General features: G+C 47.1%; 15 protein-coding genes and 1 tRNA gene. 12 read left to right on the top strand and 4 right to left on the bottom strand.

Translation table 11 applies throughout. The features are described 5' to 3' along the window. Positions 1-6: 6 nt before the first annotated feature. From aroC to D0T18_RS02120, 8 genes are all read left to right on the top strand, one after another. A complete protein-coding gene (aroC, locus tag D0T18_RS02085) occupies positions 7-1,194 on the top strand; it encodes a chorismate synthase (RefSeq protein WP_012913896.1) in 1,188 nt (395 codons plus the stop codon). Beyond that, a complete protein-coding gene (locus tag D0T18_RS02090) occupies positions 1,191-2,873 on the top strand; it encodes a bifunctional shikimate kinase/3-dehydroquinate synthase (protein WP_004110702.1) in 1,683 nt (560 codons plus the stop codon). The genes aroC and D0T18_RS02090 overlap by 4 nt, the downstream gene beginning before the upstream one ends. A 19-nt stretch (positions 2,874-2,892) precedes the next feature. Next, positions 2,893-3,348 (top strand): type II 3-dehydroquinate dehydratase, encoded by a 456-nt coding sequence (locus tag D0T18_RS02095; protein WP_004110700.1) that lies wholly within the window; start codon positions 2,893-2,895, stop codon positions 3,346-3,348. A 62-nt stretch (positions 3,349-3,410) separates the two neighbouring features. Then, positions 3,411-5,093 carry a CTP synthase gene (locus tag D0T18_RS02100; protein ID WP_076002658.1) on the top strand — a complete coding sequence of 561 codons (1,683 nt, stop codon included), beginning with the start codon at positions 3,411-3,413 and terminating at the stop codon, positions 5,091-5,093. Positions 5,094-5,509: 416 nt separating this feature from the next. Continuing rightward, positions 5,510-6,964, top strand: a complete 1,455-nt coding sequence (sufB, locus tag D0T18_RS02105) for a Fe-S cluster assembly protein SufB (protein ID WP_196218462.1) — start codon at positions 5,510-5,512, stop codon at positions 6,962-6,964. Then, on the top strand, positions 6,964-8,211 hold the full coding sequence (sufD, locus tag D0T18_RS02110) for a Fe-S cluster assembly protein SufD (RefSeq protein ID WP_116440372.1): 1,248 nt from the start codon (positions 6,964-6,966) through the stop codon (positions 8,209-8,211). The genes sufB and sufD overlap by 1 nt, the downstream gene beginning before the upstream one ends. A 9-nt stretch (positions 8,212-8,220) precedes the next feature. Continuing rightward, positions 8,221-8,997 carry a Fe-S cluster assembly ATPase SufC gene (gene sufC, locus D0T18_RS02115; RefSeq protein ID WP_004110671.1) on the top strand — a complete coding sequence of 259 codons (777 nt, stop codon included), beginning with the start codon at positions 8,221-8,223 and terminating at the stop codon, positions 8,995-8,997. A 69-nt stretch (positions 8,998-9,066) separates the two neighbouring features. After that, positions 9,067-10,398 (top strand): SufS family cysteine desulfurase, encoded by a 1,332-nt coding sequence (locus tag D0T18_RS02120; RefSeq protein WP_162861130.1) that lies wholly within the window; start codon positions 9,067-9,069, stop codon positions 10,396-10,398. 69 nt (positions 10,399-10,467) lie between these two features. Here D0T18_RS02120 and D0T18_RS02125 read toward each other — a convergent pair whose 3' ends face one another. After that, positions 10,468-11,142 (bottom strand): DUF3800 domain-containing protein, encoded by a 675-nt coding sequence (locus tag D0T18_RS02125; protein WP_116440374.1) that lies wholly within the window; start codon positions 11,140-11,142, stop codon positions 10,468-10,470. Between the two features lie 342 nt (positions 11,143-11,484). Between D0T18_RS02125 and sufU the strand changes: the two genes are divergently transcribed. The 3 genes from sufU (at position 11,485) to D0T18_RS02140 (ending at position 13,381) form a co-directional block, all read left to right on the top strand. Next, a complete protein-coding gene (gene sufU / locus D0T18_RS02130; protein ID WP_116440375.1) occupies positions 11,485-12,159 on the top strand; it encodes a Fe-S cluster assembly sulfur transfer protein SufU in 675 nt (224 codons plus the stop codon). Between the two features lie 32 nt (positions 12,160-12,191). Next, on the top strand, positions 12,192-12,665 hold the full coding sequence (locus tag D0T18_RS02135) for a metal-sulfur cluster assembly factor (RefSeq protein WP_004110664.1): 474 nt from the start codon (positions 12,192-12,194) through the stop codon (positions 12,663-12,665). A 71-nt stretch (positions 12,666-12,736) separates the two neighbouring features. Continuing rightward, on the top strand, positions 12,737-13,381 hold the full coding sequence (locus D0T18_RS02140; RefSeq protein WP_205411947.1) for an HAD family hydrolase: 645 nt from the start codon (positions 12,737-12,739) through the stop codon (positions 13,379-13,381). On the opposite strand, the gene D0T18_RS02145 is transcribed toward D0T18_RS02140, so the two are convergent. The 3 genes from D0T18_RS02145 to D0T18_RS02155 form a co-directional block, all read right to left on the bottom strand. Beyond that, positions 13,378-14,088 (bottom strand): DUF4125 family protein, encoded by a 711-nt coding sequence (locus D0T18_RS02145; protein ID WP_420870289.1) that lies wholly within the window; start codon positions 14,086-14,088, stop codon positions 13,378-13,380. The two genes, D0T18_RS02140 and D0T18_RS02145, sit on opposite strands and share 4 nt — an antisense overlap. Next, a complete protein-coding gene (locus D0T18_RS02150; protein WP_116440378.1) occupies positions 14,085-16,061 on the bottom strand; it encodes a DUF4037 domain-containing protein in 1,977 nt (658 codons plus the stop codon). Before D0T18_RS02150 ends, D0T18_RS02145 begins: the two co-directional genes overlap by 4 nt. A 211-nt stretch (positions 16,062-16,272) precedes the next feature. Next, a tRNA-Pro gene (locus D0T18_RS02155) sits at positions 16,273-16,346 on the bottom strand. Positions 16,347-16,620: 274 nt separating this feature from the next. Between D0T18_RS02155 and lysS the strand changes: the two genes are divergently transcribed. Continuing rightward, complete coding sequence (gene lysS, locus D0T18_RS02160) at positions 16,621-18,318, top strand: lysine--tRNA ligase (protein WP_116440379.1); 1,698 nt, start codon at positions 16,621-16,623, stop codon at positions 18,316-18,318. Positions 18,319-18,638: the final 320 nt, after the last annotated feature.

The raw sequence follows: 18,638 nt of genomic DNA on the forward strand, positions 1-18,638 counted from the left end.
AATGGCATGCTTAGATGGCAAACGGCAGGGGAGTCGCACGGTGAAGCATTAGTAGCCATGATTGAAGGTTTGCCGGCTGGCGTGCACATTACTAGCAACGATGTAGTTTCGGCACTTGCTCGCCGTCGCCTTGGTTATGGTCGTGGCGCGCGTATGAAGTTTGAGCAAGACAAAGTGCGTCTTTTAACTGGAGTTCGTCACGGAGTAACGCTTGGTTCTCCGATTGCTGTAGAAATCGCGAATACAGAGTGGCCAAAGTGGACCGAAGTAATGAGTGCAGATCCTTTGGATCACGAGGTTGAGCAAGTTGGCAGAAATGCTCCTTTGAGCCGCCCTCGTCCAGGGCATGCGGATTTAACTGGCATGCGCAAGTACGGTTTTAATGATGCTCGCGAAGTTTTAGAGCGTTCGAGCGCTAGGGAAACAGCTTCGCGCGTTGCTTTGGGTGCTATTGCTGATGCGTTTTTACAGCAAGCTTTAGGCGTGCGCACAGTTGCGCATGTTATCGGCATCGGCGGCGAATACACTAACAAAAGTTTAGCTTTACCAACACCAGATGATGTTGCTGCTTTGGATGCTTCTCCAGTTCGCACTCTCGACAAAGATGCGCAAGCGCGAATGATGGCTCGCATCGACGAAGCAAAAGCAAATGCAGATACGCTCGGTGGAGTAGTGGAAGTGCTTGCTTACGGCATGCCTGCAGGAGTTGGCACATACGTTGAGTCGGATCGTCGCTTGGATGCGGCTCTCGCGAGCGCGATTATGGGAATTCAGGCTATTAAAGGCGTGGAAATTGGCGACGGTTTTGCAGAAGCAGATCGCCCCGGATCGGCCGCGCACGACGAAATGGTAACAGACGAAAACGGGAAAATTAAGCGTCTTACTAATCGAGCTGGAGGAATTGAAGGCGGAATGTCGAACGGCGAAATTATTCGCGTGCGCGCTGCGATGAAGCCAATTCCGTCTATTCCACGCGCTTTGCGCACAGTGGATGTGCTTACTGGCGAAGCTGCTCAAGCTATTAATCAGCGCTCCGATTTCACTGCTGTGCCAGCTGCTTCTGTAGTTGCAGAAGCGATGGTAAGGCTTACTTTAGCTAAGTATGCTTTGGAAAAATTCGGCGGAGATTCTTTGCAAGAAACGCGCCGAAATGTGGAGTCTTACGTAGCTTCCTGGCCGGAGAATATGAAATGAGCAACACTAAACTTCCGCTAGCTGTTATTATTGGCATGCCTGCTGCTGGAAAAACGCGTGTTGGCCGCGAAGTTGCGCATCTTATGAATCTGCCTTTTTATGATACAGATGACATGATCGAGTGCGATATTGATATGTCAATACCGCAATATTTCGAGGAATATGGCCAGGATGCTTTTCGTAAAATAGAAGCTCGCATAGTGCGAGAGGCAATTTTGGGAGATACACCTATAGAAGATTCTACAAAGGGAATAGTTTCGCTTGGTGGCGGTGCGCCTATGCGTGAAGAAACTCAAAAAGTTTTGCGTGAGTATATGCGCTGTGGCGGTCGCGTTGTGTATTTGCAAGTCAATGCTAAAGAGGCTATTGAGCGCGCAAGCTGGAATAATAATCGTCCTATGTTTTCTGGAGAAGATGCGCAAAAGCGTTGGATGGAATTATTTGAGCAGAGAGACCCTGTTTTTAGAGCGGTATCGAATATCCACATGCAAACAAAAGGTTCGACTCCGTATATGGCTGCAGAAAAATTAAGGAGCATGATTATGCAACGTATTGTGCACGTAACAGGTGAAGGAATTGAACCATACGATGTGCGAATTGGTGACGGTGCAATGCAACTTCTGCCGCAAATGCTTGGAACTAAGCCAGTTAAAGTGGCGTTAGTTCACACGCAACCTGTTCAGCGTCATAGCGACAAAGCTCGAACTATTTTGCGCCAATCTGGTTACGAAGTTTTCGACATGTTAATTCCGGATGCAGAAGCTGGAAAAACTATTAAAGTTGCAAGTGGATTGTGGGCTAACCTGGCAGAAGCTGGTTTTACTCGTTCGGATGCAATTGTTGGTTTAGGCGGAGGAGCAGCAACGGATGTCGCTGGATTTGTTGCTGCAACTTGGATGCGTGGAATTCGCTATGTAAACTGCCCTACTTCGCTTCTTGCGATGGTTGACGCGTCTACGGGCGGTAAAACTGGTATTAATACGGATGCTGGAAAGAATCTAGTCGGCAGCTTTTACACTCCAGCTGGCGTTTTAGCAGATACTTCTACGCTTGCAACTCTTCCAAACGATATTCTTATTGAAGGCTTGGGCGAGGTTGCAAAATCTGGTTTTATTCGCGACGGCGAAATTTTGAAGATTCTTAGCGATGCCAATAACGCAAGGCTTTTGCGTGAATTTAATGGGGATGATTTAGAAAATAATAACGAACTTCATGAACTGCTCGTGGAGCTTATTGAACGCACAGTTAAAGTAAAGGCGTATCACGTATCGAGCGATTTAAAAGAGCAGGGTTTGCGCGAGTTTTTGAACTACGGGCATACGCTTGGTCACGCTATTGAGCAGATTGAGCACTTCCGTTGGCGTCATGGAAACGCTGTAGCTGTTGGCATGGTTTTTGCGGCGGAGCTTGCGCAAATTTTAGGATATTTGGATGCGGGAGACGTTGCGTATCATCGTTCGCTTTTGGATTCGCTTGGATTGCCAACTTCGTGGCAGTGTGCCAAAGATGCGGATGCTGCTTTTGAGTGTGTGCTTAACCTTATGCATCGCGACAAGAAAGCGCGCGGCAACATGCTACGTTTCGTAATTTTGGATGGTATTTCTAATCCTATGCATTTAGACAATCCGCCTATTGAAGCTGTTCGTGAAGCTTTTGAGCGCGTTTATAAGCAAAAATAATTAATCTTGCGAGGTAAAAATGGAAAATCAGCATACAAAAAAAGTGCTTGTTGTAAGCGGACCGAATTTAGGTCGTTTAGGCGTGCGTCAGCCGGACGTGTACGGTAGTGAGAACTTTGAAACTTTGCGCGAGAAATGCGAAAAGTGGGGTGCGGAACTTGGGTTTGAAGTAGAAGTGCGCCAAAGTGACGACGAAGCGCAAATGGTTCACTGGATGCACGAAGCTGCCGATACTCATACGCCTGTTGTTATGAATCCTGCCGCTTTTACACACTACAGTTACGCGCTCGCGGACGCTGCTCACATGGTTTTGGATGCTGGAGTTCCGCTCATGGAAGTGCATATTTCTAATCCTGCTGCGCGCGATGCTTTTCGTAAAATTAGTGTAATTAGTCCTGTTGCAACCGGCACTATTACAGGCATGGGATTATACGGCTATAAGCTCGCTTTGGAAGCTGTTGCGCATCTTGTTTGATTTTGTTCGATTTTTTGCGAATCAACACCCAGCGTCGAGGCTCGAAGATACCATGGAGTTCCATGGTTAGAAGACAACATGGTAACTCTCAGGAGCATATTACAAAGCATATTTTTGTCACAGGTGGCGTAGTTTCGTCCCTCGGAAAAGGCCTTACAGCATCATCTTTAGGTCGACTTTTACGCAGTCGCGGATTGCATGTATTACAACAAAAACTTGACCCTTATATCAATGTTGACCCGGGTACAATGAACCCATTCCAGCATGGCGAAGTCTATGTTACGGAAGATGGTGCAGAAACAGATCTCGATATTGGTCATTACGAGCGATTCCTCGATGTTTTCTTAAGCCAGAAAGCGAATGTAACTACAGGTCAGATTTATCAATCTGTGCTTCGTAAGGAGCGCGCTGGCGAATATTTGGGTCAGTGCGTGCAAGTTATTCCGCATATTACTGGCGAGATTAAGTCGCGTATGCGCGCGCAAGCTTCCGACGATGTAGACGTGATTATTACGGAAATCGGAGGCACAGTTGGCGATATTGAATCCCAGCCATTTTTGGAGGCTGCTCGCGAAGTTCGTCGCGATTTAGGTCCTGAAAACTGCATGTTTGTGCACGTTTCTTTGGTACCTTATATTGCTGCAGCGCACGAGTTGAAGACTAAGCCAACTCAGCATTCTGTGATGATGCTGCGTCAGCTTGGTATTTCTCCAGACGCGCTTGTTTTGCGCTCCGATCGTCCGCTTAATCAGGCTATTAAAGACAAGATTTCGCTTATGTGCGATGTCGATGCTGAAGGCGTTGTGAACTGCGTTGACGCTCCAAGCATTTACGATGTGCCGAAGATTTTGTTCAACGAGGGCTTGGACGCTTACGTTGTTCGCGAGCTTGAGCTTCCATTCCACGATGTTGATTGGAACGAGTGGGAAGATTTGCTTGAGCGCGTGCATCATCCAAAGCATGAGCTAAACATTGCAATCGTTGGAAAGTATATTGATTTGCCGGATGCTTATCTTTCTGTTACCGAGGCTATTAAGGCTGGCGGTTTTGCAAACTGGGCTAAAGTTAACGTGCGCTGGGTTGCTGCCGACAAGTGCGAAACTCAAGAAGGTGCAGCTGCGGCTCTTGACCAGATGGACGGCATGGTTATTCCAGGCGGCTTCGGTATTCGCGGTATTGAAGGTAAGATTGGCGCTTTGCGTTACGCTCGCGAGCACGGTTTGCCAACGCTTGGTCTTTGCCTTGGCTTGCAGTCCATGGTTATTGAGTACGCTCGTCACGTGCTTGGACTTGAGGATGCTAATTCCACAGAGTTCGAGAAGGATTGTGGCGATCCAGTAATCGCGACTATGGAAGAGCAGAAGGATATTGTGGCCGGTAAGGGAGATATGGGTCACACAATGCGACTTGGCTCTTACCCTGCAACGCTTGAAGAAGGCTCTATTGTTGCTGAGCTTTACGGCACTACGCATGTTACTGAGCGTCACCGTCACCGTTATGAAGTGAACGTGGCATATAAGGATCGTTTGCGCGAAGCTGGCTTGCGTATTAGCGGCCAAAGCCCAGATGGTAATTTGACTGAGTTTGTGGAGCTTCCTAAGAGTGTTCACCCATTCTATGTTGCAACTCAAGCTCATCCAGAGTTTAAGTCTCGTCCAACTAAGCCTCATCCACTGTTTGCTGGATTGGTTGCGGCAGCACTGGAACATCAGGAAGCTGCTGCTAGTAGTAAGGCTGATAAGTAAGGCTTAAGTAAGAATTAAGTAAATAGAAATAAGCGGTAAGACTGGGTTTTCCTAAGTTTTGCCGCTTTTTCATTCGCAACCGATCTTTTCTTTACACGCGCGTAAAGTTTCTGCCGTTTTTGTTTTATTAGATTGTGATAAACATTACGTTTTGCGCGTAACACGGCTATACCAAGAAATCGCATTACGAGGTAACCTTAGATAGGTGATAATTGAGTGGGGAGAGTGCAAAAGTAGCGCTTGGGGAGCAGCTTTTGCCAATTGATACGTACCGCGCGCAGGTGTGCGTTAAGTATGGAGGTGTTACAGACTTTATGAGCGATACTGGCAATATGAATGATACTGGCGTTACTGGCGATACAAGCGTTGCAGCAAGCGATGGTAATCTAGCAAAAAATAAAGCTGCAGACGTTGAAATGAGCCAGTATGTGGCAGATCGCGCTCGCGTAAACGAAGAGAAAATCCGCCAAGACGAGCAGATTGTTGCTGAATTTGGCGATTACAATTACGGCTGGCACGATTCGGACGCTGCAGGCGAGGCTGCAAAAAAGGGTATTGACGAGTCGGTTGTTCGCGCAATTTCTGCCGATAAAAACGAGCCGGAGTGGATGCTAAATCTTCGCTTGCAAGGCTACCGCGCGTTTTTGCAAAAGCCAATGCCGGATTGGGGCGTGGATTTAAGCGGTTTTGACGCTGACGATTTTAAATACTACGTGCGCCCGGTTCACGATCAAGCAAAAACTTGGGACGATTTGCCGGAAGATATTCGCAAAACTTACGATCGCTTAGGCATTCCGGAAGCGGAGAAAAAGCGCTTAGTTTCAGGCGTTGCAGCACAGTACGAGTCGGAAGTTATTTACAATTCGATTCGCGAAGACTTGGCAGCTCAAGGCGTGATTTTTGTTGACACGGATACGGCAGTGCAAAAGTATCCGGAGCTTGTAAAAAAGTATTTCGCAACCGTGATCCCAGTTGACGACAACAAGTTTGCGGCTCTTAACACCGCGGCTTGGAGTGGCGGCTCGTTCGTGTATGTTCCAAAAGGCGTGCACGTGGATATTCCGCTTCAAGCTTACTTTAGAATTAATACGCCGAACATGGGTCAGTTTGAGCGAACGCTTATTATTGCGGACGAAGGCTCTTATGTGCATTACGTTGAAGGTTGCACGGCTCCAATTTATTCAACGGATTCGCTTCACGCTGCAAACGTTGAAATTGTTGTGGAAAAGCATGCTCGCGTGCGCTACACAACAGTGCAAAACTGGTCGAATAACGTGTATAACTTGGTAACTCAGCGAGCTTACGTGCGCGAGGGCGGCACAATGGAGTGGGTTGACGGAAACATCGGCTCCAAGGCAACTATGAAGTATCCTGCTTGTATTCTTGCCGAGCCTTACGCAAAAGCGGAAACTATGTCTTTGAGCTTTGCTGGCCGCGGACAATATCAAGATACTGGTGCGAAGATGATTCATTTAGCTCCTCACACGAGTTCTACGATTGTTGCTAAGTCGATTTCGCGCGGCGGCGGACGTTCAGCTTACCGCGGTCTTGTGAAGATTATTAAGGGTGCGAAGGGCTCTAGTTCGTCTGTTGTGTGCGATGCTTTGCTTGTTGACGATTTTTCCAGGTCCGATACTTATCCGCATGTTGACGTGCGCGAAGATGACGTTTCGATGGCTCACGAGGCCACTGTTTCCAAGGTTTCGGAGGATCAGCTTTTCTATTTGATGAGTCGAGGGCTTGAAGAAAAAGAGGCTATGGGCATGATTGTTCGCGGCTTCGTGGAGCCGATTAGCCGCGAGCTGCCAATGGAGTACGCGCTTGAGTTGAATCGCTTAGTTGAGTTGCAAATGGAAGGATCCGTGGGCTGATGAGCGAAGATTTAAAAGAGAATTTAGGCAATAAAATGACGGAAAAAGAAATTAATATTCCTATAGCAGACCCTAATGATCCGTATGCGGTTCCTGCAGCAATGCCTTCTAGCGCAGATAAATCCGTGCGCTCGTTTAATGTGGAAGATTTTGCGATTCCAACTAGAAAGCAGGAAGATTGGCGATATACTCCAGTTGAGCGAATTTCCGAGTTTTTCGAGCGTTTTGAACCATCTAATAGTATTCAAGTAACTCTTGAAGGTGTTGGTGGAGCTGCATTGGATGATTCTTACGTTGGTAGCGACGGTTCCGTAAGTTTGCAAGTAAAGCCGAAAAACGAGGCTCCTCATACCGATATGAAGCCGTCTGATCGTGTAGCTGCAGTCGCGTGGAATACAGCGAAATCTGCATACGTGCTTCACGTATCTGGCGAAATCAAAAAGCCAATCGTACTGAAAATTCAGGGTGATAATGTTAATACGCTTGACGCATTGCACTTAGTAATCGAAGCGGATTCTCGCTCGAATGCTGACATTATTATCGAACATACCGGCTGCGCAAAACTTGCTGAAGGTGTGGAAATCATCCTCGGAAAGCACGCGCACGTTTCTACTACCTTTATTCAAGAGTGGGATTCGGGCAGTAAACACGTTGGAAATCAGCGTATTCACGTTGGTGAGGGAGCTTCGCTTCGCCACACGATGGTCACTCTTGGCGGAGATGTTGTGCGCATTCGCATGGATCAGGATTTTGGTGGCGAACAGGGTGATTTGAACATGCTCGGCATGTATTTTGTGGATCCAGGCGAGCATGTTGAGCACCGCACGATGGTTGTGCACAACTATTCAGAATGCAAGTCGCGAGTAGTGTACAAGGGTGCCTTGGAAGGAAAGGGTGCGCATTCAACTTGGGTTGGAAACGCGCTTATTAAGCCGGAAGCTCCTGGCACAGATTCGTACGAGTTGAACCGTAATTTGGTGCTCACTCCTGGAGCAATTGCTGATTCTGAACCGAATTTGGAAATTGAAAACGGCAATATTATTGGTGCCGGTCACGCAAGTTCAGTCGGCAGATTTGACGACGAAGAGCTTTTCTACTTGCAATCGCGCGGAGTTAGTGAGATTGAAGCCAGAAAGCTTGTTGTGCGCGGATTCTTTAACGAGCTTATTGAAGAAATTGGCGTTCCGGAAATTGTCGATCACTTAATGAAGGCAATTGAGCGCCGTCTTGCAAGAACGGAAGAATAGGAGAAAAACATGTCAACTTTGGAAATTAAGGATTTGTACGCTTCTGTAGAAACAAAAGAAGGTCGTAAGCAAATCTTAAAAGGTGTAAATCTTACAGTTAATTCTGGCGAAACTCACGCAATCATGGGTCCTAACGGATCTGGAAAGTCTACTCTTGCCTACACTTTGGCAGGACACCCAAAGTATGAAGTAGATTCGGGTCAAGTTCTTCTCGACGGCGAAGATATTTTGAAAATGACTCCTGACGAGCGTGCAAAAGCTGGATTATTCCTCGCAATGCAATACCCAGTAGAGGTACCGGGCGTATCTATGACGAACTTCCTTCGCACTGCAAAAACTGAAGTCGAAGGCAAAGCTCCATCTTTAAGAAGCTGGGTGAAAGAACTTAGCGAGGCTATGAAAAAGCTTCGAATGGATCCAAAATTTGCGTCGCGTTCTGTAAACGAAGGCTTTTCTGGCGGCGAAAAGAAGCGCGCGGAAGTTTTGCAACTAGAGCTTTTGAAACCAAAGTTTGCGATTTTGGACGAAACTGATTCCGGACTCGACGTTGACGCTCTTCGAATTGTGTCAGAAGGCGTGAATCGCGCCAAGGAAAACACCGGTTTGGGCATTATGATGGTCACACATTACACGCGAATCCTCAAGTATATTAAGCCGGATATTGTGCACGTTTTTGCGCAAGGTCACTTTGTAAAGACGGCAGGACCGGAGCTTGCGGACGAGCTGGAAGAAGAAGGCTACGACAAGTATTTGCCGGAAGGTGCAACAGAGTCGGCGCTGGCTTAAGCGTGGTTCATAAAATAATAGTTTTAACTAACGGCTTAGAATATGACTACAGTGACTGAAGAAAATATTATGCGAGAATTTAGCGATTTGCGCTCGCAGTTTCCGATTTTAAGTCGCACAGTTCATGGCACTTCGCTTCACGATACTGTGCACGGAAAACCCTTGATTTACTTGGATTCTGCAGCTACTTCGCAAAAGCCGCAAGTTGTAATCGATGCCGAAAAAGAGTTTTACGAAACAATTAACGCTGGTGTGCACAGGGGAGCGCATGAGTTGGCGGCGCTTTCCACGGTTGCGTTCGAAGAAGCGCGTGCGAAAGTTGCGCGTCTCGTTGGAGCTTGCGCGGACGCTGGCAGCGAGGAAATTATTGTTACTCCGGGCGCGACCGGCGCGCTTAATCTTCTCGCAACTGCTATTGGTAACGCTAGTGCGAAGGCGAGAATTTGCAAAAAAGACAGCGATGATTCTGCTGATTTCCGCCAAAATTTTGCGCTTCGAGAAGGCGACTCAATAGTCGTATCTCGCGCAGATCATCACTCTGTTTTGCTACCATTTCAAGAGCTGGCTCTTCGCACTGGAACGGAGCTTCGTTGGATTGACGTAACAGAGGACGGCCGCGTGCGCACGGACGCGGATTATTTGCGAACAATTATTGACGAGCGCACGAAAATCGTTGCAGTTACGCATATTAGCAACGTTACTGGCGCGATTACGGATGTTTCGTCGATTTGCAAGCGCGCTCACGAAGTTGGTGCGATTTTTGTGCTCGACGCATGCCAGTCAGTGCCTCATATTCCGGTTGATTTTCACGCTTTAAACGTTGATTTTGCGGCATTTAGTGCGCATAAAATGTATGGTCCTACAGGAGTTGGATTCTTGTATGGTCGCCGCGAGCTTTTGAACGCTCTTCCGCCGGCGAATTTCGGCGGCTCAATGGTAGAGCTTGCGTGGCTTAACAAGCCGGCGCAATACATGGATGCGCCTTACCGTTTTGAGGCTGGAACTCAGCCGGTTGCGCAAATGGTTGCGGCCGGAGTTGCAGCGGATTGGTTGCGCGCGGTGGGTATGAATAAAGTTGCAGAGCATGAGCAGGAAATTGCTGCAGAATTGCTAAAATTACGGGATGTTCCAGGCGTTCGCGTTTTGGGTCCAACTGATTTGAGCCAGCGAATTGGCACAGTTGCTTTTGAAGTTGAAGGCGTGCATCCGCATGATGTTGGCCAGTTTTTGGACGCGCAGGGCATTGCGATTCGCGTCGGACACCATTGTGCTCAGCCGATTCACCGTCATTTTGGCGTGTATGCTTCGAATCGCGCTTCCGTTGGTGTTTACAACACGATTGACGAAGCTCGCGCGCTTGTTGAAGCAGTCTCACACGTTCGCGCCTACTTTGGCGCATAATATTGTTAGCGAGCGAGTTGGAGAGTTAGCAAGTTAGTCAAGCAAATTGACGAGTCAGCATGCATTGTTTTATTCAATAGCTTTATGCCTTGTTTCTTTTAATATGCCTTTTTTAAAGTCAGACCACGAACCAAAAAATTTTTCATCTGTCTTTGTTATGTGTTTATTTTCGTATTTGAGTTTTGTAAGTTCTACCATGCAAATGTAATCTGCTATTTGTGCTAGACGATACTGTGATTGTTTTGCGTATCTGTATATGGTCGCATTTTTTGACAAACTATATTCCATTGCTTTGTGTATTGCATTAACTATTGATTGCTGACCATTGTCATAGTATATTTTTATTTTTTCATATTGTTGCATATATTCCATATTGTCGAATAAAAAATTAATTAAATCTTTGCGCATTGCTGCAGACAATTGACTTGTTGATTCGTATTTTCTGTTTGTGTATACAAAAGTATGGTAATGAATTTCAACGTGCCTGAAGAATATTCTAAATGATTGCAATAATTTTTTTCTTGTAGACATATCTAAACATTTATAATTATCTTTTTTGTTCATAAGAGGTGAAGCATGAAAGGGTATATTAGGAAGGTGTTTTTGCTTAAGTGAGTTTTCGTAAAGTTTTATCGAATAATCTAAATTATTTGATTGGTCATGAAGTACGATAGTTAGTATGTAATAATAGTCCGATAAGTTATCGCTGCCTGATTCATCTATGAATATGCTAAGTTCTCTCATACTTTCCCCAACTTTTTGACTTATAACCCAACTACACTGCTAAGTAAGTAAAACAAAAGCCGGGGAAAACGTCCCCGGCACTTGGAAGCCTTCAATCAAAAGACCTTCTATTATTATATCACATATACAACACTATTAAATACTTATTTCTTGTGGTTATTACTACGATTGTTTGAAAATAATATTTGAAATAATTGAATTTAAAAATATAAAGCATAGACTTGATGAAGTTGATTATTCTGTTTAAGAAAAGTTGTGGAGTATTTCATGCGGTGGATCGTTTATGAAGCAAATAAGTGATTAAATGTTGTTAGCGAGTTAGCGAGTAGGTAAGGAGTGCGTATGTTTGATATGGGTTTTGGTGCGGGCGCTGGTTTTGGTGCGGGCGCTGGTTTTTCAGATGCGGCTGGTGACGGCTTGGAAAGCATGTATCAAGAAGTGATTTTGGATGCTGCGCGAAATCCGCATGGCAAAACTCATTTCGAAAGCACGGACGCGCTCGCAAAAGCGGAGCTGCAGGAAGAAACTCAAGAATCTACTGAATCTGCAAAAAATACAGAATCTGCCGAAATTACCTTAAATAATGCTCACGAAAGTTGCGCTGTTACATCTGACGAAAACTCTGCTTTAGGTCAATCGCACCAATTCAATCCAACTTGCGGCGACGAAGTTACCATGCGAGTAGAGCTTTCACGCAGCGCAAATAATGACGAAACACCAATAGTATCAAGTATTAAGTGGGATGGTCACGGCTGCTCAATTTCGCAAGCAAGCCTTTCAATGATGGTTGATCTAGTCGAGGGAAAATCAGTTGACGAAGCCTTACAATTAGACGCGCTTTTCCACAAACTTATGGAATCTCGCGGAGAAGGTTTGCAAAGCGAAGAGGACGAAGATGCGCTGGAAGATGCAATGGTTTTGCAAGGCGTATCGCGCTACCCAATGCGAATTAAGTGCGCGCTTTTGGCGTGGGAAGGCTTAAAAGACAGCATTGCAAAGGCTATGAAAGAACTATAAAATCTTTATGTAACGTAAAAGCAAGGAATATTATGGCAGAAAATCAATCGGCATCTGAGGTGATGTATGAAACGCATCCTGCGAATTTAAGCGCGAATGACATTGGCCGAGTTACAGAAGATGATATTTTAGACGCTTTACACGATGTTGTGGATCCTGAGCTTGGCATTGACGTGGTTGATTTAGGCTTGGTTTATGGTATTGAAATTGATGAGCTTGGGCGCGCAATTATTACTATGACGCTTACTACGCCTGCATGTCCGTTAACTGAATTGATTGAGGATGAGTGTGCGAATGCGCTCGCAGGCTTGGTGGAAGAGTTTCGTATTGATTGGACGTGGAAGCCGCGTTGGAGCGTTGAAAACATTAATGAGGACGGTCGCGCGCAGCTTGAGGCGCTTGGCTACAATCTCAACAGTTTGCAAGCGAATTTTGCTGCAGGAATGTACGGTTCTGGCGTAGTTGGCGATGCGTCAATGAGTGCTGGTATTCCGCCAACTGTGTGAGTATTTGGTTTGTGTGTTGTTTCTGTTTTGCTGTTTTGTTTTGAGAGCAACGTATTGCACAAGTGGGAATTATGGGCGCTGAAATAAAGGCAGTTAGTGCAAGCGGTATCTGTGATATTCGCGAAATAAGTGATGTGCGCGAAAATAGTATCCGCGAGTATGCTTTGCGCAGAATAACTGACGTTGTTTTCGACTTGCAATTGCTTGTGGATTGGGATGCGCGCCGCACTCTGGATGCAGATTATCCGGATTTTATTGGGGAAGTGCTCTTTAGTTTCGAGCCTGAGTGGGGATTTGAGTTTCACGAGTCATTGCGCGAGGCTGGGTGGAGTCGGAGTCGCGCGTTGGATTCGTTTGATGAGCATCACGGTCCGGCAGTTACGTGGCTATATCGCTTGTATTTTGAGCGTTTCGAGCTCGGTTTTGCTGGCGAGCGCGCGGATGCTTCGGCTGTGGCGCGTGAGTTGATTGCGAGCGGAGTGCGCGTGTGGGCACTTGGTAACGTTTCTTGCGATTGGTTAAACTGCGCGCGCAAAACTTGCCCAATACTCAGCGAGCTTAACGGCGTTTGTGCATCTTACGAAACGCATTTGCGCAAACCTGACGTAATGCTTTACCGCACGTTTTTGCAACAAACCGGTCTTTCCGCTGCTTCCGCGCTTTTTCTTGAAAGTGACTCTCGCGCAGCTTCTGCAGTGTCGCTGCTTTATTCTTAAGCTGCATTTCTAATCTGCGCGCGCTCGGCCGCTTCGAGCGAATCGTAGCCATACATGTGCACGGTATTCGCAATAATCATTTGCGTAAGATTGAGATTTTCCGCACGCAAGTTATGTACAAAACGCTGGTATTTAGCGAAAGTTGCGTCAGAATACGTGCTTAATTCGCCTCGCAAATACGTTTCAAAAGACGTATTCTCTGCCGTATCTTCGCTAGTTTTAAGCACGCGCATCGCAAGACCTAAATGCGGGTAGCGATTGCGAAAATCCGCAGCCCACTCGACTTGCGTTAAAATAATCTGCTCCTGCGCGCTTTTTCTAGGCTCCAAAATTGGCTTAATATAAGGCTTAATCGTGCGCTCAAAAATTTCCGGCGCAGTCGACTCCATCATTCGCGCATACTTTTCCGTAATCAAATTGCGTCCATCGCTATTCACGCGCTCAAGATCCTGTTTATAAGACTCCTGCAAATCAAGCGGCCACGCCAAAAACTGACTCATGCGCATAATGTGAAAAGTTGGCCAGTTTCCTTGGCAATTCGCGCGTCCGCCTTCGTTTTCTGTAAGCTGGAACTGATCCCACTCGAGTTTAGTGATTTCTTCCGCAAGCTTTTGCGTTTTCGGATTTTGCGCTTCCGCAAGCTTTTCTGATTTTGGATTTTGCGTTTTTGGATTTTGCGCTTTCGTTGCCGATAAATCGCACATCATAAGCTCCTTAAGCACGCAGCACGCGAGTGAATATGTGCTTCAACGTACGGCCGCTGCCATTCCAAAAAAGTTTCGCTGCAATCACTTAAGCCTTGATATTGCAATTCTCGCACAATATCTTCGCAAATGCTGTCAATTATTTGCGTAACTTGCTTTTGCGCAAGTCCAGCGCCCTTGCCGCCTTCGCCAAAACCGTCTCCGCCGGAACCGTCTCCGCCAAAGCATGCAGCGGAAGAAAGTCGCATTACCGACTCAAGTTTGCTGCATACTTCCGGAAGCCTAGATGCCATGCGATTGCTGAGCTTGCGCAATGCCGCAAACTGCCACTTGTAGTAAGGCAAGTAGCCTGCGGTTACAGGATTGTTGAGCAGAAAAACGAGGGAAGCAGTTGCGCGCACGAATTCGTTGATAGAAAGCCATGCTGCGGATGCGTCTTTGCGCGCGATCATGCGTGGGAAATTGTACTGGCCAGCTTGCGAAATCATGCCAAGTCTGCGCGAGATTAGTGAGATTCGCACATCGTCCGGCATGAGCTTGAAGCTTTGGCGCGCCTTTGAGAACTTTCCAAGAGGATCCGCGAAAATTTTGCCATTCGTTGCTGCTGCAAGCGTTGGCTCGTTTAATGATAGCCATAAGTGTGGCTCGTTTTGGCTTGGAGCAGTGGGGAAGCCGGTTAAATTTTCGAAAAATTCGCTTATGCGAAATACTCCGACGCGTTTGCTGCTTTCGCATGATTTTGCGCGCGGCGTTTCGTTGCGAGAGTCAAAACCGGCGTATTTTCGCGGAAGTGCGTCGTAAGCAGCCTGCAAATCCGCGCCGATTTCCGCGTAATCTTCGTCGGTAAGCCACAAGCAGAAGCCTGGTCCAAAATCGTGATCGCGCGAAATCTCGTCGTCAAAACCGTAACATTCCGATCCGTGACCAACTAATCCGGCTGCAATGCGATTTTTGTATTTCGCAAATTTTGGATTGGCTAGTAGTGCTTTTCCGTAAGTTTGCCAGTATAATTGTGCTAATTGCATGCCGGTTTTTATGTTATTGTTTGCTGGGTTATTGTTTGCTGCGTGTTGGTTTTCTGTTTGTTGGCTTGATGATTCTTGAATTTCTATAGATTCTTCCGTAACTTTTTCTGCCAACTCGCGCGTCTGCCGCAAATTTTCCGTCGTAATCACGTAAGATTCGCTATCTTTTCCGTAGCATCTCGCAATCAAATCAAGTGCCTTACTGTAACTCTCCTCCGCTTGAGCGTACTCGCCGCGCGCGCACTGTACTTGCGCAAAACCTGCCAATGCAGAAGCGTAGTGCGGCTGATTTTCGTTATTTCCCGCAATATACATGCGAACGCTGGTCGAAGCGTGTTCAAAAGCGGATTCAAGAGTTGCGGATTTGCTGTTCGTGCTGGTGTTGGGATGCGAGCACTCCTTCGTACACTCCTGCAGCATCGCAAGCGCAAGATTCGTGTGCGTGGCGGCAATATCGATGTCGCGCTCAGGATCCGTGCTCGTATTTTGCAAAATTTCAAGCGCCTGATTAAGCTCCTCAATTGCATCATGCGTGCGACCGGTTTCGCTGTAAAGCATCGAAAGATTGTTGTGAAGCGCGGCAAGCTTGCGGTTTTTAGTGCCGAGCGTTTCAGCGGATTCGTTAAGAGCTTGAGTGTAAATTTTTTCGGCGCGATCGTAGTCGCCAGCCGTGCGGAGGCTAGTAGCAGCGTTAATTAGCGTAGTTGTGCCAGCTTCGGTGCCAGCTAATTGCATTTTGTTTGCAAGATTTAGAGCGCGATTGATGATTGGCTGATTTTTTGTGTGCTCTCCGCGCGAACGGTAAAAGCCCATGAGTTCGTTGAGAATAGACAGTTGCAGGGGATTGGCTTCGGTAAGTTTTCGCAAAAGATACGTTTCAATCGCGTCTGCGCTCGCGTGATTCGCGAACATTTCGTCAAGCTCGTTATAAAATTGCGCAGCGTCCTCCATCAAAGCCCCTTGCTATTGCGCTTGTTCACAATCAATCGACTTCAATTTTACAGCCATGTAAAGAAACTGCCGCTTTCACGCCAAATTGCGGCAGAAACTTTACGCACGTGTAAAGGAAATATCGCCTACGCGCCTTAATTCGGCAGAAATTTTACAGCCTTGTATAGGAAACGTCGGAATTGTGGGGGGGGGTGATTCTGGAAATCAAAAGTCGGGCTGGCGGGATTTGAACCCGCGGCCTCTTCGTCCCGAACGAAGCGCGCTACCAAACTGCGCTACAGCCCGATGCTGAAACTCGCGAAAGCATATGCGCATAAAAGTTCCAACAACGTCCGTAATGTTACAGGTTGGCTAATACAAATTATTGTAAAGCGTGTGCAAGTCGCGCAAAGCAAGTCACGCAAAGTAAGTCCCGCGCAAGTATATTGCGTACAAGCTGCGGAATTCCTTTGTAAACATATTACAAATTATCGCTACAGCTTCTGTGTAAACATATCGCAAATTAGCACTGCAAGTCGCGTATAAAACCTGTATTACCTACTGGCTACAATTAGCGTTTATGACTGACACCAATACTGCAATGTCTGCCGCGCAAAGTGCCGCAGAATCTGCCGATAAAAATGCAGCAGAAAACGAAGCAACAGATACCGTCAATGAAATTGACACTGTTGAACATGCCGAAATGTTACTCGCTCAAGACGAGGCAATCGCCAAGCGCGTAAACGAAGGCGCAACCTTGGATGAAGCAATCGACCCAAGCAATAAAGAATTTGGGCCACAAGCTCATCCTGAGCAGGTACAGATGCGCGTTGCTAAGCGTGCAATGATGCTTAAGGAGGGTGTGCAGCCTTATCCTGTGCATCTTAACGTTACTGACACAATCGAAAAGGTGCGTGCTGATTTCGATGGCAAGCTTGAAGCTGGCGAAGAAACCGATACCGAGGTTGGTATTGCAGGTCGCGTGCTTTTCTTGCGTAACGCTGGCGGCTTGTGCTTTGTTAAGCTTTCTGCCGGTGACGGTACTACGATTCAGGCGATGGTTTCCAAGAAGGAAATTGGTGAGGAGTCCATTAAAAGTTTTAAGCAGATGGTGGATTTGGGTGACCACTTGTACGTTCGTGGTCGCGTGATTTCTTCTAAGACTGGCGAGCTTTCTGTATTTGCAACCGAGTGGGCGATTGCGGCTAAGGCTTTGCAGCCGCTTCCGGCTTTGCATAAGGAATTAAGCGACGACACTCGTACGCGCAAGCCTTATATTGGCATGATTGCGGACGAGAAGATTCGCGATATGGTTCGCAGGCGTTCGCGCGCTGTGGCTTCGCTTCGCCGCACTTTCGACAGTCATGACTTCTTGGAAGTCGAAACTCCAATGTTGCAAACGGTTCACGGCGGTGCTGCTGCTCGTCCGTTTACAACTCACATGAACGCTTTCGACATTGATCTCTACTTGCGTATTGCTCCAGAGCTTTTCTTGAAGCGCTGCTTGGTTGGCGGCATTGACCGCGTGTTTGAAATCAACCGTGATTTTAGAAACGAAGGCGTGGATGCAACTCACGCACCAGAGTTTACAATGCTCGAGGCATACCAGGCTTACGGCACTTACGATACGATCGGCGCTCTTACTAAAGAGCTGATCCAAAAGGCTGCTGTAGACGCATTCGGCTCCACTAAGGTGACTTTGCTTAATGGCGAAGAGTATGATTTTGGCGGCGAATGGAAGCAAATCACCATGTATGGCTCGCTTAGCGAGGCTTTGGGTGAGGAGATTACGCCAGAGACTTCTGTTGAGCATTTGGGCGCAATCGCAGACAAGCTTGGCGTTGAGCGCGACGAAGTGGAGAATCACGGCAAGTTGGTTGAGCACTTGTGGGAGCACTTCTACGAGGATAAGCTTTATGAGCCAACGTTTGTGCGTGACTTCCCAGTGGAGACCAGCCCTCTTGTTAAGGGTCACCGCACAAAGCCGGGAATGGTTGAAAAGTGGGATTTGTACGTGCGCGGCTTTGAGCTTGCAACCGGCTACTCCGAGCTTAACGATCCTGTTGTGCAGCGCGAGCGCTTTGTTGCTCAAGCTAAAGATGCTTTGGCTGGAGACGTTGAGGCAATGGATATTGACGAGGACTTCATTGAGGCTCTCGGCGTTGGCATGCCTCCTGCTGGCGGCATGGGAATGGGAATTGACCGCTTGCTAATCGCACTTACGGGCGCAACTATTCGCGAGACGATTACGTTCCCACTCGTGAAGCCACTTCGCTAGTTGGTAAGTTTTAAGGGATATAAAGCCGTTGGATGTTGGTTAACATTCAGCGGCTTTTTTGTATGCGATGAGGTTGTTGTGCTCCAAATGTGAGAGAGTGCGCTCACGTTTGGAGGTTTATTTGTTGCCATATGTTCCAAATGTGCGCGACGACCTGCTTGAGCGCTGCGATTTAGCGCGCGAAAGCAACTCGGAGCGGGAACTCGCTTAGGTTGGAAGTCCAGTGGACTTCCAACGCGAGTTTCGTAGCGAGCGCTTATAATGCGAGCGTTAGAACACATTTGGAGCATTTGGGTCTGTCGTCGTAAGGCGTTAATAGA

Origin of the sequence: Gardnerella swidsinskii, assembly GCF_003397705.1 — a bacterium.
Lineage (GTDB): Bacteria > Actinomycetota > Actinomycetes > Actinomycetales > Bifidobacteriaceae > Bifidobacterium > Bifidobacterium swidsinskii.

Bases quoted from the DNA above. Each gene is read 5' to 3' on its own strand.
- aroC (WP_012913896.1), top strand. From the start codon at position 7: ATGCTTAGATGGCAAACGGCAGGGGAGTCGCACGGTGAAGCATTAGTA.
- sufB (WP_196218462.1), top strand. From the start codon at position 5,510: ATGAGCCAGTATGTGGCAGATCGCGCTCGCGTAAACGAAGAGAAAATC.
- D0T18_RS02145 (WP_420870289.1), bottom strand. From the start codon at position 14,088: ATGATGTGCGATTTATCGGCAACGAAAGCGCAAAATCCAAAAACGCAA.
- D0T18_RS02125 (WP_116440374.1), bottom strand. From the start codon at position 11,142: ATGAGAGAACTTAGCATATTCATAGATGAATCAGGCAGCGATAACTTA.
- sufD (WP_116440372.1), top strand. From the start codon at position 6,964: ATGAGCGAAGATTTAAAAGAGAATTTAGGCAATAAAATGACGGAAAAA.
- D0T18_RS02135 (WP_004110664.1), top strand. From the start codon at position 12,192: ATGGCAGAAAATCAATCGGCATCTGAGGTGATGTATGAAACGCATCCT.
- D0T18_RS02150 (WP_116440378.1), bottom strand. From the start codon at position 16,061: ATGGAGGACGCTGCGCAATTTTATAACGAGCTTGACGAAATGTTCGCG.
- D0T18_RS02090 (WP_004110702.1), top strand. From the start codon at position 1,191: ATGAGCAACACTAAACTTCCGCTAGCTGTTATTATTGGCATGCCTGCT.
- D0T18_RS02140 (WP_205411947.1), top strand. From the start codon at position 12,737: ATGGGCGCTGAAATAAAGGCAGTTAGTGCAAGCGGTATCTGTGATATT.
- sufC (WP_004110671.1), top strand. From the start codon at position 8,221: ATGTCAACTTTGGAAATTAAGGATTTGTACGCTTCTGTAGAAACAAAA.
- sufU (WP_116440375.1), top strand. From the start codon at position 11,485: ATGTTTGATATGGGTTTTGGTGCGGGCGCTGGTTTTGGTGCGGGCGCT.
- lysS (WP_116440379.1), top strand. From the start codon at position 16,621: ATGACTGACACCAATACTGCAATGTCTGCCGCGCAAAGTGCCGCAGAA.
- D0T18_RS02100 (WP_076002658.1), top strand. From the start codon at position 3,411: ATGGTTAGAAGACAACATGGTAACTCTCAGGAGCATATTACAAAGCAT.
- D0T18_RS02120 (WP_162861130.1), top strand. From the start codon at position 9,067: ATGCGAGAATTTAGCGATTTGCGCTCGCAGTTTCCGATTTTAAGTCGC.
- D0T18_RS02095 (WP_004110700.1), top strand. From the start codon at position 2,893: ATGGAAAATCAGCATACAAAAAAAGTGCTTGTTGTAAGCGGACCGAAT.